Raw genomic sequence first — 13,816 nt, 5'->3', positions numbered from 1 at the left:
TCCCTCCCGCTAGCGCGGCAGCGACGCCAGCAGCCCCTCGCACGTGCGCACCAGCGTGCGGGCCGTACCGACCTGGGAGCGGTCCGACAGCGGGCTCTCGGCCCGGCGCTGCCACCCGCCCAGTGCGGCGAGGGCGGCCTCGCGCAGCTGCGCCGGGTCGGCCGACGGGTCGAGCCCGAGCCGGGCCGCCGGGGTGCCGCCGTCGCCGCCGAGCAGGCGCTCGGCCTCGGCCCTCACGTCCTTGGGCAGCGTCACGACCCGCGTGCGCAGCGCGGTGAGCAGCCGCAGCTCGGTGAACTCGTGCGCACCTGCGGTGATCCGCTCGACCTCGCGGGCCAGCGGCACCGAAGCGGGGATCGGCTCGCGCGCCAGCACGAGCTCCAGCGCCAGCAGCGCCGAGCGGGACTTGAGCAGGTCGCGGCGCTCGGTGAACTGCGTCGTCAGCACCGTGCGCAGCTCGTCGAGCCCGCTGCGCTTGACGAGCTCGGCCGACAGCGCGCCCGGGTCGTCGGTGCCGCGGCGGATCAGCGTGATGCCCAGGCGGACGCCGAACAGGCCGAAGCGGTCGAGCAGCGCGGCGCGGGTCTCGGGGTCGAGCGGGGCCGTCTCCGACGCCCGGACGAACCGGTCGGCCGAGAGCAGCAGCGGCTCGGTGTCGGACGCCTCGGCCTTCGCCAGCGCCGACAGCGCCGTGAACTCGGCCTGGCGCATCGTGCGTCCACTCTGCGCGAGCAGCCCGGCGACCGCGACGACCGTCTGGCACAGCGAGCGCAGCTTGTCGTCGCGGCGGTAGCGCCCGGCGATCTGGCGGGCCGAGGCCATCGCGTCGAGGCGCCCGACGCCGATCTCGTCGGCCCGCGACAGGATCGCCACCGTGTTGACCGGGGCCGCCTTCGCCACGCCCTGGTCGTGGAAGGACTCCAGGAACCGCACGTCGGAGACGTGCAGGTGGCGCATGAGGTAGAGCACGGCGTCGGCCGGGGCGGGCGCGTCCTCGGGCACCAGGAACGCCCCGGCGCGGGCCGAGGTGTCGGCCGACATCGAGGCGATGCCCGGGGTGTCGATGAGCGAGGTCGCGCGCAGGCTCTGCGACGGCCAGTCGACGACGAGCCGGTCGACGCGCTCGGCCGGCGTGCCCCCGAGGTCGATGGTCAGCGCGCCGTCGCGGCGGGCCACCGTCAGCGGCCGCGGCCGGCCCTCGCGCGGGATCATGATGACCTTGGGGCTGGGCCCGTCCTGGTACCAGGTGACGACCCGCGTGCACTCCCCCGCGTCGGTGGGCGCGATCTCCTCGCCGACCAGCGCGTTGAGCAGCGTCGACTTGCCGGCCTTGACCTTGCCGGCGATCGCCACCCGCAGCGGCTCCTCGAACCGGGCCAGGTGCTGGCGCAGCCACGCCGTGGCCTGCGGGCTGTCGCGGTAGGCCTCGACGCCGTCGCGCAGCACGCCGCGCACGGCCACCCCGAGCGAGCTCACACCAGCACCTTGCGGGCCCCGGGGACCAGCGCGCGCGCCTTGTCCTCCAGCTTGGCGATCCGGGCGAGCTCGGCCTCCAGGTCGCGGATGCGCGCGTTGCGGACGTTCTCGTCGCCGCTGACCGCCTTCTGCGCCGCCTTCACCGAGCTGTCGACGGAGGTCTGCAGCTCCTCGGCCAGCGAGGTGAAGTGGTCGCGCAGCTGGCGCTGGACCTGGCGGAGCATGTCGCGGGAGTCCTTGCCGACCTGGAAGGTCACCTCGTCGAGGTGCTTGCGCACGGCCGCCTTCGCCTCGGACGTGCGGCGGGCGAGCTGGCGGGCCTGCTCCTCGCGGACGGTCTTCGCGCCGAACAGCAGCCCGGCCCCGATGGACAGCGGGTTGAGCATCGCGAACCCGGCCAGCGTGGTGGCCAGGCCGATCATCAGCATGCCGCCGTAGCCGCCGCGCGCACCGATGTAGATCTTCTGGCCCAGGCCGATGCGCTCCTGGTCGGGGCGCTCGAGGCGCTGCACCTGCCCGCCCATCTCGCCGCTGCGGTCGGTGCGCAGCGCGGGGAGCACCGAGTCGCCCTCCGCGGCGAAGTGCTCGGCGACCTGGCCCGCGAGCCACTCCGCCCGCTGCCCGGCCCACACGAAGTTGGCCGACGTCGCCGTCGCGACCTGGCCCTCCAGCCACTGCCCGAACTGGTCCCAGATGTCGGCGGGGTCGGCGGCGTCGAGCAGGCTGTCGGCCTCGCGCCCGATGGCGCGCAGGCGGTCGCGCAGGTCGTGGTCGATGTCGGCGGCCAGGTCCTGCACGCCGTCGTTGAGCGTGTGCTGCCAGCGCGCCGACCGGTCCTTGAGCGCCACGGCGCGCCCGCGCGCGATCTCCAGCTCGGACACCAGCGCCCCGGCCTGCTGCGGGTCGCGCTGGGCGGCGAGCTCGGCGCGCATGCTCGCGGCCAGCTGGTCGGCCACCGCGAGCACGTCCTGGCTGGTGGAGCGGCGGTCGAGGTCGTCGGCGCGGGCCAGCACCTCGGTGCGCAGGTAGGTCACCAGCGCGGCGAACCCGGACTCCGCGTTGAGCTCGGCGTCCTCGCTGCGCACCGCCTCCAGGCGCAGCACCGAGGACACCGGGAACAGCTCGGCGGTGATCCCGGCGCCCGCGAGGTGCCCGCGGTCGAGGTCGGTGATGCGCCGCCACTGCGGGTAGAGGTCGGTCTTGGTGATCACGCCGGCGACGTTGGGGCACAGGCGCATGGCCGTGGCCAGGAACTCCAGCTCCGGCGCGGTGTACTCCTGCGAGGCGTCGGAGACGAGCAGGACGGCGTCGGCCGTGGGCAGTGTCGCCATCGTGGCCGCGCCGTGCGCCGAGCCGAGACCGCCGACGCCCGGGGTGTCGACGAGGACGAGCCCGTCCTTGAGCAGGTTGCGCGGCAGCCCGACCTCGGCGCGAGCGAGGCCCTGCCGGTTGCCGGGGTTGCCCGCCTCGGAGACGTAGTCGGCGAGCTTCGCGACCGGCACGTCGCTGCGGCGGCGCTGCTCGCCGTCCCAGACGAGGGTGACCGACGGCTTCTCGGCGTAGAGGACGGCCGTGGGCACCGCGGTGGCGAGGTCGTCGTCGACGGGGCAGACGGGCGCGTTGATCAGCGCGTTGACGAGCTGGCTCTTGCCCTGCTTGAACTCCCCGACGACGAGCACCCGGACGTTCGGGTCCTCCAGCCGCCGGCGCGTGTGCTCCAGCCGGGCCGTCAGGTCGGGACGGTCGTACGCCGTGGACGCCCGCACCGCGAGATCGACGAGCTCCACCGCAGCAGGTACCGCCACCGACGCATCCCTCCCCTGGCAACGGGGCCACCATACGGCGAAGCCGGCTCCACTCCCGGGTATCCCCGGGGGTGGAGCCGGCTCCGTGTCGTGCAGGGGTGGATCAGAGCTCGATCTCGTTGTCCTCGACGTTGACGTCGAGGTTGCCCGAGTCCTCCACCGAGTTGTCGGTGTTGCCCGAGTCGTTCACCGAGTTGTCGATGTCGGTGTCGATGTCGGTGTCGATCTCGGTGGTGGTGGTGGTCGTGGTGGTGGTGTCGTTGTCCTGGTCGTTGTCCTGCGAGTTGTCGTCCTGCGAGCCCGACGCGCTGCTGCCGTTGTTGCCGAAGGCGCCGCCGTCGTCGACCGTCACGCCGCCCTGGATGGAGCCCTCGCCGAAGGCGCCGTCGCCGACCTGGTTGCCGTCGCCGATCACGTTGTCGTCACCGGTGACGATGTTGCTGTCCTCGATGTCGTCGCCGGCCGCCACCGCGCCGTCGCCGGAGGCGGAGACGATGTCGTTGTCGAAGGTGACGTCGCCGTCGGCGATGACCGTGCCGTTGAAGGACTGGTCGTTGTAGACGTCGTTGTCCTCGTTGGTGACGTAGGTGTCGCCGTAGTTGTGGACGATCTCGGTGAGGTGGCGGGCGATGGCCTCGTGGTCGCTCTCGCCGTCGTGGGGGACCGTGTTGGTGAAGGTGCCGCCCAGGTTGACGTCGTCGCGGCCGTTGTTCTCGACGAAGGCCACGATGGCGTCGTCGAAGTCGGCGCAGGACAGGTCGCCGAGGCCGTGGTCGGTCAGGTAGCCCGACGGGTCGGCGAGGTACTCGGCGCGCTCCTCCGGGTCACCGAAGATGTTGTTCAGGAACTCCATGATGGTGGCGCTGAGGCTGGTGCTCATGATGACTCCAGGGTGTGGGGAGGCGTTCTGGGTGGGTATCGCGTCACCGGCTGATCCGGCGTTGAGGTGAACGTTAGGAGTCGGCGGGCCCCGGGCCATCGGGGATCACCCACAGTTCGCGGGTGGTCACGCCCGGGGAACGGCGTTGGGGGGTCGTTAGGGGGTTGGGGGATGCACTCCCCGATCGGGTCGTGGTCGACACTGGGGGCTAACAACTGGGCGTGTTCCTCCGATGGCGAGGAGTAGGGCGCGCCATCGGGGGCACGAGGGGACGACCATGGGATACCAGCTGGGGATCGACCTGGGGACGACGTACACGTCCGCAGCGGTGTGCCGGTCCGACGACCGGCGCTGGGTCGAGCCCGAGGTCGTCACGCTCGGGACGCGCGGCGCGACCGTGCCGTCGGTGCTGTTCCTCGCCCCCGACGGCTCCGTCGTCGTCGGTGACGCGGCCGAGCGCCGCGCGCTGACCGACCCCGACCGCGTCGTCCGCGAGTTCAAGCGCCGCATCGGCGACGACACCCCGATCGTCGTCGCCGGCCGCGCCTTCGCCCCCGAGGAGCTGTCGGCGCGCCTGGTGCGCTGGGTCGTCGACCGCGTGGCCGAGCGCGAGGGCGGCCCCGCCACCCGGATCGCCGTCACGCACCCCGCGTCGTGGGGCCCGCACAAGCGCGACCTGCTGGCCGGCGCACTCGCCGCGCAGGGCGTCTCCGTCACGTTCCTGGCCGAGCCGCAGGCCGCGGCGCTGCACTACGCCGCGGCCGAGCGCATCGAGCCGGGCTCCACCATCGCCGTGTACGACCTGGGCGGCGGCACGTTCGACGCCGCCGTCGTCCGCAAGGCCGACCCGGCCCGCGCCGGCGCCGGCACAGCCGGGTTCGGCCTGCTCGGGCGCCCCGAGGGCCTGGACCGCCTCGGCGGCATCGACTTCGACGAGGCCGTCTTCGAGCACGTCCGCGACGGGCTGCCCGAGGTCTTCTCCTCCCTCGACCCCGCCGACCCGGCCACGCTGTCGGCCGTGGCGCGCGTGCGCCGCGACTGCACCGAGGCCAAGGAGGCGCTGAGCAGCGACACCGAGGTCTCGATCCCGGTCCTGCTGCCCGGCGCCCGCGGCTCGGTGCGGCTGCACCGCAGCGAGTTCGAGTCGCTGATCCGGCCCTACGTGGAGGAGACCGTCTCCGCGCTGCGCTCGGCCGTCGGCTCCGCCGGGCTCACCCCCGACCAGCTCACCGCCGTGCTGCTGGTGGGCGGCTCGTCGCGGATCCCGCTCGTCGCGCAGCTGGTGTCGGAGCAGCTCGGCCGCCCGGTCGCCGTCGACGCCGACCCGAAGAACGCGATCGCGAAGGGGGCGGCGCTGTCGGTGTCGCCCAAGCCCACGGCGTCCTGGCCCGGCGTGTCGATCCCGGTCGTCGCCGGGGCGGGCGCCGCCTCCGAGATGGTCACCTCCCGCGTCGCCGCGCCCGCCCCGCAGCCCCCGCGCCCGTCGCGCGGCACGCCGCCGCCGGGGATGCCGCAGACCCCGGCTCCCGCGCAGTCGTACCCGGCCCAGTCGTTCGCGCCCCAGCCCTACACCCCGCCCCGCGGCGGCCCGACGCACGAGCCGGCCACGGCGCTGCTGTCCGGCCAGGGCGCACCGCCCCCGCCGCCGCGGCCGCGCGCGGAGCCCCCGACCCGCTACGACGGCCCCGAGGACGAGCGCTACGACGACGAGCCGCGCCGCCGCCCGATCGGCGTGCTGATCGGCGTCGGCGGTCTGGTGGCGGTCGCGCTGCTGATCATCGCGGTGCTGGCCTGGCCGACCGGGGAGAACGGGCTGTCCGGCAACTCGGTCGGCACGGTCGGTGACACCGTCTCGCCGACGCCCGAGGTCACGGTCGAGCCCACGGAGGCCCCGGCCGAGCCCGCGCCCGGCACCGGCAACGGGTCCGGCAACGGCTCCGGCTCGTCGAACGGCGGCGGGTCCGGCGGCGGGAGCGGTTCCGGGTCGGGCTCCGGTGGGGGCGGCGGCGGGAACGGGGGCGGCGGTACGCCTCCCGCGTCCTCGGCCCCGCCCGTCGTCGTCGACCCGCCGCCGGTCGAGCCGACCGTGGTCGAGCCGACCGTGGTCGAGCCGACCACCGGGGGCGGCACGACGGCACCCCAGGGCCAGGGCACGACCGTCCCGACGAACCCGGGCACCGGCACGCCGGGCACGGAGACCGAAGTGGCCAGCCCGCCGTCGTCGACGGGCACGACCGGCACCCCGGTCGCCACGGGCCAGACGGTCTGAACCAGAGCTCCTCCGCCTCCGTGGCGGAGGTGGAGCCGGGACCGGTGCGGAGGGGAGCCCCGCGCCGGTCCCGGACTCGTGCACGAACCGGTCGACGAACGAGATGGTGGAGAGTTTCCTGTGGTGAGGGTGGGCGCGGCGGTCGTCGCGATGGAGGTGGCGGCGCTGGCACTGGCGGCGCTCGGTTTCGGCTGGGTGGCGCTGGTCGTCGGCGTGCCCGCGCTGCTGGCCACGGTCCTCGTGCTGGTGGGTCTGCGGCTGGCGCGGGGGCCGGTGCGGCGGCTGCAGGAGCGGCGCGCCGCGGCCTTCGTGACCGACGGGCCCGAGCAGGGCGGCCTGATGAGCGGCTTCTTCGAGGTGCCCGCGCGGTGACCGTGACGGTGCGGCCGGCGCGCGCGGGGGAAGCCGCGGTGCTGGCCGCACTGGCGGTCCGGTCCAAGGGCCACTGGGGGTACTCCGCGGCGTTCCTCGCCCGGTTCGCCCACGGCCAGGCCCTGACCGAGGACGTCCTCGCCGCCAACGACGTCCGGGTCGCCGACCGCGACGGCGCCCCGGTCGGGTTCTGCACGCTGCTGCACCGCGGCGCCACCGTCGTCCTCGACGACCTCTGGGTCGACCCGGCCGAGATCGGCCGCGGCACCGGACGGCTGTTGTTCGAGCACGCCCGCGACCGCGCGGCCGCCACGGGCGCCCGCGTGCTGGAGTGGGGTTCCGACCCGCACGCCGTCGGCTTCTACGAGCGGATGGGCGCGGTGGCCGTGGGCTGGGCCGACGCGCTCGACGGACGCCAGCCCGTGATGCGGCTCGCGCTGGACGGGTGACCCCACGGCGGTGCGGATCTGCCCCGCCCGGCGTGTCACGGCATGCTGGTCGATGTGCTGATCGGGGTGGGAGCGGCGTTCGTCGCGATGCTCCTGAACAGCGTCGGCGCGCTGCTGCAGGCCGACGGCGCGCTGCGGGCCACCCGCTCGCGCCCGGTCGCGGTGCAACCGCGGTACCTCGCCGGCCTGGGCTGCGACGGCCTGGCCTGGCTGTTCAGCGTCGTGGCCCTGCGCTTCCTGCCGGTGTTCGCCGTGCAGGCGGTGCTCGGCGGCACGATCGCGCTCACCGCACTGGCGGGGCAGCGGATGTTCGGCACGGTGCTGCGGCGCGTCGACCGCTTCGCCGTGCTCGCCTGCCTCGCCGGGCTGGTGCTCGTCGCGGCGTCGGCGGGGCGGACGCGGCCCCCGACTCGGTCGCCGGTCGTCGACGTCGTGCTGCTGGTGTCGGTGCTGCTGCTCGGCGTCGCCGTGCTCGTCCTGCGGCGCGGGCGCCACGCCTGGCCGCTCGCCGTGGTCGCCGGGCTGGGGTTCGGCGGGTCGGCGCTGGCCGTGCGCGCCGCGCACGTGCAGGGCGGGCTCGACCCCTCGAGCCTGCTGTCCCAGCCCGCCACCTACCTCGTGCTCGGCTTCTTCGCGGTCGGGCTGCTGGGGTACTCCTCGGCGCTCTCGCGCGGCCAGGTCGCGTCGATGACGGCGCTGCTCACCGTCACCGAGGTCCTCGTGCCCGGGCTCGTGGGCATCTGGCTGCTCGGCGACCCGGTGCGGCCGGGCTGGTGGCCCGTGCTGATCACGGGGCTGACCGTCGCCGTCGCCGGGGTCGTGGTGCTCGCCCGTGCGCCGACGGAGCGACCACGGCGGCGCTGACATCCGTGCGCCGAGGTCCGTTCTCTCCACGACAGCGCGCGCACGGCGAGCCAGGATGGGCCCATGCCGAGCTGGGACGACGTCGTGCGGATCGGGAGCGGGCTGGCCGAGGTCGAGGAGTCGACCTGGTACCGCACCCCGTCGTTGAAGGTGCGGGGCAAGGGGTTCGTGCGGCTGCGCAGCGAGGACGACGGGCTGCTCGTCGTGCTGTGCGGCCTGGACGAGAAGGAGGCGCTGCTCGCCTCGGGCGACCCCGCGTTCTCCACCACGCCGCACTACGACGGCCACGGCTCGGTGCTCGTCGACCTCGACCGCGTCGACCCCGCCCAGCTCGCCGAGCTCGTCGAGGAGGCCTGGCGGATCAGGGCTCCCGCCGCGCTGCGAAGGTAGCCGCAATCCCGTTGCCCCTCCCCGATCCTCCGGACGACACTCGCCGCGATGATCGACGAGCACCTCGCGCGGCGGCTGGTGGCCGCGCAGTTCCCGCGGTGGGCGCACCTGCCGGTCGTGCCGGTCGCGATCGGCGGCGTCGACAACCGGACCTTCCGGCTCGGCGACGACCTCACGGTCCGCATGCCCAGCGCCGCCGGGTACGCGGCGCAGGTCGCGAAGGAGCAGCGCTGGCTGCCGCACCTCGCGCCCCGGCTGCCGCTGCCGGTCCCGGTGCCCGTCGCCGTGGGCCGGCCCGGACCCGGCTACCCGCACCCGTGGTCGGTGCTGCGCTGGATCGACGGCGAGACCGCGACGGCCGGCCGGATCGACGACATGACCGCGTTCGCCCGGGACGTCGCCGCGTTCCTGGTGGCGCTGCGCGGGATCGACGCGACGGGCGGTCCGCCGCCGGGCCCGCACAACTTCCACCGCGGCGGCGACCTCGCCGTCTACGCCGAGGAGACGGACGCGGCTGTCGAGAGGCTGCACGGCCGGGTCGACGCCGGCGCCGCCCGCGCGGTGCTCGCCGACGCGCTGACGGCGCGGTGGGACGGGCCGCCCGTGTGGTTCCACGGCGACGTGGCCGTCGGCAACCTGCTCGTCCGCGACGGCCGCCTCGCCGCCGTCATCGACTTCGGCAGCTCCGGGGTCGGCGACCCCGCCTGCGACGCCGTCCTCGCCTGGACCCTGTTCACCGGCCCGGCCCGCGCCGCCTACCGCGCCGGCCTCGGCGTCGACGACGGCACCTGGGCCCGCGGGCGCGGCTGGGCGCTGTGGAAGGCCCTGATCGTGCTGGCCGACGACCCGGACGACGCCGGGACCCGGCGCGTCCTAGACGAGGTGCTGGCCGATCAGGCCCCGACGTAGTCGGCGAGGTGCTGACCGGTCAGGGTGCTGCGGGCGGCGACCAGCTCGGCGGGCGTGCCCTCGAACACGACCCGTCCGCCGTCGTGGCCGGCGCCCGGACCGAGGTCGATGATCCAGTCGGCGTGCGCCATGACGGCCTGGTGGTGCTCGATGACCAGCACCGACGTGCCCGACTCCACGAGCCGGTCGAGCAGGGCGAGCAGCTGCTCGACGTCGGCGAGGTGCAGGCCGGTGGTCGGCTCGTCGAGGACGTAGACCCCGCCCTTCTCCGCCATCCGGGTCGCGAGCTTGAGCCGCTGCCGCTCCCCGCCGGACAGGGTCGTGAGGGGCTGGCCGATGGTCAGGTAGCCCAGGCCGACGTCGGCGAGCCGCTCCAGGACCTTGTGCGCGGCGGGCGTGCGGGCGTCGCCGGAGCCGAAGAACGCCTCGGCCTCGGCCACCGACATCGCCAGCACCTCGCTGATGTCCCTGCCCCCGAGGTGGTAGTCGAGCACCGCCGCGTCGAACCGCTTGCCCTCGCACAGCTCGCACGTGGTGGCGACGCCCGCCATCATCCCGAGGTCGGTGTAGATGACGCCGGCGCCGTTGCAGGTGGGGCAGGCACCCTCGGAGTTGGCGCTGAACAGCGCGGGCTTCACGCCGTTGGCCTTCGCGAACGCCTTGCGGATCGGCTCGAGCAGGCCCGTGTAGGTGGCCGGGTTGCTGCGCCGCGAGCCGCGGATCGCGCTCTGGTCGATGGCGACGACGCCCTCGCGCCCCGCGACCGAGCCGTGGATCAGCGAGCTCTTGCCCGAACCCGCCACCCCGGTGACGACGACGAGCACGCCGAGCGGGATGTCGACGTCGACGCCGGTGAGGTTGTGGGTGCGCGCGCCGCGGACCTCCAGCGCACCCGTGGGCGTGCGCACCTCGGGCTTGAGGCGGGCGCGGTCGTCGAGGTGGCGCCCGGTGAGCGTGCCGCTGGCGCGCAACCCGTCGACGGTGCCCTCGAACACCACCTCGCCGCCGCCGGACCCGGCACCGGGCCCGAGGTCGACGACGTGGTCGGCGATCGCGATGGCCTCCGGCTTGTGCTCGACGACGAGCACCGTGTTGCCCTTGTCGCGCAGCTGGAGCAGCAGGCCGTTCATCCGGGCGATGTCGTGCGGGTGGAGCCCGACGGTCGGCTCGTCGAACACGTAGGTGACGTCGGTGAGCGCGGACCCGAGGTGGCGGATCATCTTCGTCCGCTGGGCCTCACCTCCCGAGAGCGTGCCCGAGGGCCGGTCGAGGGAGAGGTAGCCGAGCCCGATCTCGACGAAGGAGTCGAGCGTGTGGCGCAGGGTCGTGAGCAGGGGGGCGACCGACGGCTCGTCGAGGTCGCTCACCCACGCGGCGAGGTCGCTGATCTGCATCGCGCAGGCGTCGGCGATGCTGATCCCGCGGATCTTCGACGAGCGCGCGCCCTCCGACAGCCGGGTGCCGCCGCACTCGGGGCACGGGGTGAACGTGGCGACCCGGTCCACGAACGCGCGGACGTGCGGCTGCAGCGCGTCGACGTCCTTGGACAGGTAGGACTTCTGGATCTGCGGGATCAGCCCCGAGTACGTCAGGTTGATGCCCTCGATCTTCATCTTCGTCGGCTCGCGGTGCAGGAGGTCGTGCATCTCCTGCTTCGTGAAGTCGCGGATCGGCTTGTCGGGGTCGAAGTACCCGCAGCCTCGGAAGATGCGGCCGAACCAGCCCTCCATGCTGTAGCCGGGGATGGTGAGCGCGCCCTCGTTGAGCGACTTGGAGTCGTCGTAAAGCGCGGTCAGGTCGATGTCGTTGACCTGGCCGCGGCCCTCGCAGCGCGGGCACATGCCGCCGGTGATGCTGAACGAGCGCCGCTCCTTGATCTTCTCCCCGCCGCGCTCGATCGTGACCGCGCCCGCCCCGCTGATCGAGGCGACGTTGAAGGAGAAGGCCTGCGGCGAGCCGAGGTGCGGCTGCCCGAGGCGGCTGAACAGGATGCGCAGCAGGGCGTTGGCGTCGGTGGCGGTGCCGACCGTGGAGCGCGGGTCGACCCCCATGCGCTGCTGGTCGACGATGATCGCGGTCGTCAGGCCGTCGAGGACGTCGACCTCGGGCCGCGCCAGCGAAGGCATGAAGCCCTGCACGAACGCGCTGTAGGTCTCGTTGATCATCCGCTGCGACTCCGCGGCGATCGTGTGGAAGACCAGCGAGCTCTTGCCCGAGCCGGAGACGCCGGTGAACACCGTGAGCCGCCGCTTCGGCAGCTCGACGCTGACGTCCTTGAGGTTGTTCACCCGTGCGCCGGTGACGCGGATCAGGTCGTGGGTGTCGGCGGCGTGCGGCGCGGCCGCCGGCGCCTGCGTGCTCGTGCTCATCGGGTCTCCCTGGGACAGGCGGGTCAGCGGACCTCGAAGATCCGGATCATGTTGCCCGCCGGGTCGCGCAGCGCGCAGTCGCGCACGCCCCACGGCTGGTCGGTCGGTTCCTGCACGATCTCGGCGTCGCCGGCCTGCAGCCGCTCGAACGTGCCGTCGAGGTCCTTGGTGGCCAGGTTGATGCCGGCGTAGGTGCCCTTCGCCATCATCTCGGTGACGGTGCGCCGCTCCTCCTCGGTGACGCCGGGGTCGGCGGCGGGCGGGGTGAGCACCAGCGACGTCTGCGGCTGCCCGGGCGGACCGACCGTCAGCCAGTGCACGCCGCCGTACTCGACGTCGTTCCGCACCTCGAAGCCGAGGGTGTCGCGGTAGAAGGCGAGCGACGCCTCGTGGTCGTCGTGGGGGAGGAAGCAGTTGTAGATGCTGAGGTCCATGGCGGTCACGCTAGGTGCGGCGCGGCGGGCCGTGCTTCTCGATTCCTGACCGGTCTGGTGACCTGCTTGGCCACGCACGGCGCCATCCCCTCCGTCTCCCGCCCCACCTCCCGCTTGTAGACGCTCGGCGGCACGCCGACCAGCTCGGTGAAGCGCGTGCTGAACGTCCCCAGCGACGACGAGCCGACCGCGAAGCAGACCTCGGTGACCGACATGTCGCCGCGGCGCAGCAGCGCCATCGCCCGCTCGATCCGCCGGGTCATCAGGTAGGCGTACACCGACTCCCCGTAGGCCGCCCGGAACTCGCGCGACAGGTGCCCCGCCGACATGTGCACCCCCCGCGCCAGCGCCTCGACGTCGAGGGGCTGGGCGTACTCCCGGTCGATCCGGTCACGGACGCGGCGCAGGCGCGCGAGGTCGCGCAGGCGGTGGGCCGAGCCAGGGCTGGCGGTCACGAGCGGATCGTACGACGCACGGGAAGCCATCTCCCCGGTGTCGACGCACCGGGTGCGCCGGCGGTCGGGCCGGTGATCGCCGAGAGTGCGCGGTCAGTGCCGTCGGAAGGGCTGTGGCGTCACACTTCCGACGATCACCGGCTCGCCGTGCCGGGGGATCCGGTGACGGGTGGCCGACCGGCCCCTGTCGGTGGCGGGGCCCCGTGACGGGGCGGTGGGTGCTGTCGGCGCCCGTGGAGCAGCCGGTGATCGTCGGGAGTGCACCGTCATGGTCGTGCGGAGGGCCGTGAGGTCACACTCCTGGCCACCGCCTGCCGCTGATCACCAGAAGTGCGCGTTCCAAGGACAGTGGCGGCGCGCTTCCGACGATCACCCCCCGCCCGGCCGGGCAGCGACGCCGTCCGCGCCGTCCGCGCCATCGGGGGTGGCGGCAGGTCGGGAGGGAGCGCTGCCGGTGTGGCGGGCGGCGGGCCCGGCGGGCGGCGGGCGCGGCGGGCGACGGAGCAGTCGGTGATCGTCGGGAGTGCACCGTCACGGTCGTGCGGAGGGCCGCGAGGTCACACTCCTGGCCGCCGCCTGCCGCTGATCACCAGGAGTGCGTCACCAGCGCCGTCCAAAGGACCGTGGCGTCGCACTTCCGACGATCACCGCCCCGCCGGCCGGGGCAGCGAAACCCGTCCGCGCCACCAGGGGTGGCGGGTGATGGGAGCGGCCCGGCCCTCGGCGGTGGCGGGGAACGACGGACGGCAGTGCGGCCGGTCCGCCGAGCCCCGTGATCACCGAGACCGCAACGGCACGGCCGTGGAGGGTGCATCCCCGACGCCCGCCGCCCAGTGATCACCGGGACCGCAGCACCACGGCCGCGCGGAGGGCCGTGAAGTCACAGTCCCGGTCACCGCCTGCCAGTGATCAGGAGTGCGCCACCACCGCCGCCCGGAGGACCACAGCGTCACACTCCCGACGATCACCGCACCGACCGCCGGGCCGCCGGCGGCCCCGGACACGACGAAGGCCCAGGACCGGAGGAAACATCCCCTGACCTGGGCCTTCGCAACCGAGCGGATGACGGGAATCGAACCCGCGTATTCAGCTTGGGAAGCTGATGTTCTACCATTGAACTACATCCGCACTGCGTCCCGAACTC

General features: G+C 74.0%; 12 protein-coding genes and 1 tRNA gene. 6 read left to right on the top strand and 7 right to left on the bottom strand.

The features are described 5' to 3' along the window. Nucleotides 1-9: 9 nt before the first annotated feature. The 3 genes from HOP40_RS09200 to HOP40_RS09190 form a co-directional block, all read right to left on the bottom strand. Nucleotides 10-1,476, bottom strand: a complete 1,467-nt coding sequence (locus HOP40_RS09200) for a dynamin family protein (protein ID WP_172156672.1) — start codon at nt 1,474-1,476, stop codon at nt 10-12. Continuing rightward, a complete protein-coding gene (locus HOP40_RS09195) occupies nt 1,473-3,281 on the bottom strand; it encodes a dynamin family protein (RefSeq protein ID WP_172156670.1) in 1,809 nt (602 codons plus the stop codon). Before HOP40_RS09195 ends, HOP40_RS09200 begins: the two co-directional genes overlap by 4 nt. A 103-nt stretch (nt 3,282-3,384) precedes the next feature. Then, nucleotides 3,385-4,161: a hypothetical protein gene (locus tag HOP40_RS09190; protein WP_172156668.1), complete on the bottom strand. Its 777-nt coding sequence runs from the start codon at nt 4,159-4,161 to the stop codon at nt 3,385-3,387. A gap of 277 nt (nt 4,162-4,438) precedes the next feature. Here HOP40_RS09190 and HOP40_RS09185 point away from each other — a divergent pair, with 277 nt between their 5' ends. The 6 genes from HOP40_RS09185 (at nt 4,439) to HOP40_RS09160 (ending at nt 9,414) form a co-directional block, all read left to right on the top strand. After that, nucleotides 4,439-6,430 carry an Hsp70 family protein gene (locus HOP40_RS09185; RefSeq protein ID WP_172156666.1) on the top strand — a complete coding sequence of 664 codons (1,992 nt, stop codon included), beginning with the start codon at nt 4,439-4,441 and terminating at the stop codon, nt 6,428-6,430. Nucleotides 6,431-6,553: 123 nt separating this feature from the next. After that, the gene (locus HOP40_RS09180) at nt 6,554-6,802 is read left to right on the top strand and encodes a hypothetical protein (protein ID WP_172156664.1); all 249 of its coding nucleotides are present in this window, start codon (nt 6,554-6,556) and stop codon (nt 6,800-6,802) included. Then, nucleotides 6,799-7,251 (top strand): GNAT family N-acetyltransferase, encoded by a 453-nt coding sequence (locus HOP40_RS09175; RefSeq protein WP_172156662.1) that lies wholly within the window; start codon nt 6,799-6,801, stop codon nt 7,249-7,251. Before HOP40_RS09180 ends, HOP40_RS09175 begins: the two co-directional genes overlap by 4 nt. Nucleotides 7,252-7,293: 42 nt before the next feature. Continuing rightward, nucleotides 7,294-8,115 carry a hypothetical protein gene (locus HOP40_RS09170; RefSeq protein WP_172156660.1) on the top strand — a complete coding sequence of 274 codons (822 nt, stop codon included), beginning with the start codon at nt 7,294-7,296 and terminating at the stop codon, nt 8,113-8,115. A 63-nt stretch (nt 8,116-8,178) separates the two neighbouring features. Then, nucleotides 8,179-8,505, top strand: coding sequence for an MmcQ/YjbR family DNA-binding protein (locus HOP40_RS09165; RefSeq protein ID WP_172156658.1), 327 nt, complete (start codon nt 8,179-8,181; stop codon nt 8,503-8,505). Nucleotides 8,506-8,553: 48 nt separating this feature from the next. Beyond that, nucleotides 8,554-9,414, top strand: coding sequence for an aminoglycoside phosphotransferase family protein (locus HOP40_RS09160; protein WP_172156656.1), 861 nt, complete (start codon nt 8,554-8,556; stop codon nt 9,412-9,414). Here HOP40_RS09160 and HOP40_RS09155 read toward each other — a convergent pair. The 4 genes from HOP40_RS09155 to HOP40_RS09140 form a co-directional block, all read right to left on the bottom strand. Then, entirely contained in the window at nt 9,399-11,783 is a 2,385-nt protein-coding gene (locus HOP40_RS09155; protein WP_172156654.1) for an ATP-binding cassette domain-containing protein, read from the bottom strand. The two genes, HOP40_RS09160 and HOP40_RS09155, sit on opposite strands and share 16 nt — an antisense overlap. Before the next feature lie 23 nt (nt 11,784-11,806). After that, nucleotides 11,807-12,217: a VOC family protein gene (locus HOP40_RS09150; RefSeq protein ID WP_205347136.1), complete on the bottom strand. Its 411-nt coding sequence runs from the start codon at nt 12,215-12,217 to the stop codon at nt 11,807-11,809. A 5-nt stretch (nt 12,218-12,222) separates the two neighbouring features. After that, nucleotides 12,223-12,702, bottom strand: a complete 480-nt coding sequence (locus HOP40_RS09145; RefSeq protein WP_172156650.1) for a helix-turn-helix transcriptional regulator — start codon at nt 12,700-12,702, stop codon at nt 12,223-12,225. Nucleotides 12,703-13,729: 1,027 nt separating this feature from the next. Further along, a tRNA-Gly gene (locus HOP40_RS09140) sits at nt 13,730-13,800 on the bottom strand. Between the last annotated feature and the right edge of the window lie 16 nt (nt 13,801-13,816).

The sequence above is a fragment of the Pseudonocardia broussonetiae genome (genome assembly GCF_013155125.1).
Taxonomy (GTDB): Bacteria; Actinomycetota; Actinomycetes; order Mycobacteriales; family Pseudonocardiaceae; genus Pseudonocardia; species Pseudonocardia broussonetiae.
Note: the sequence above shows the minus strand (reverse complement) of the source record. Positions and strands in the feature narration are given on the sequence as shown.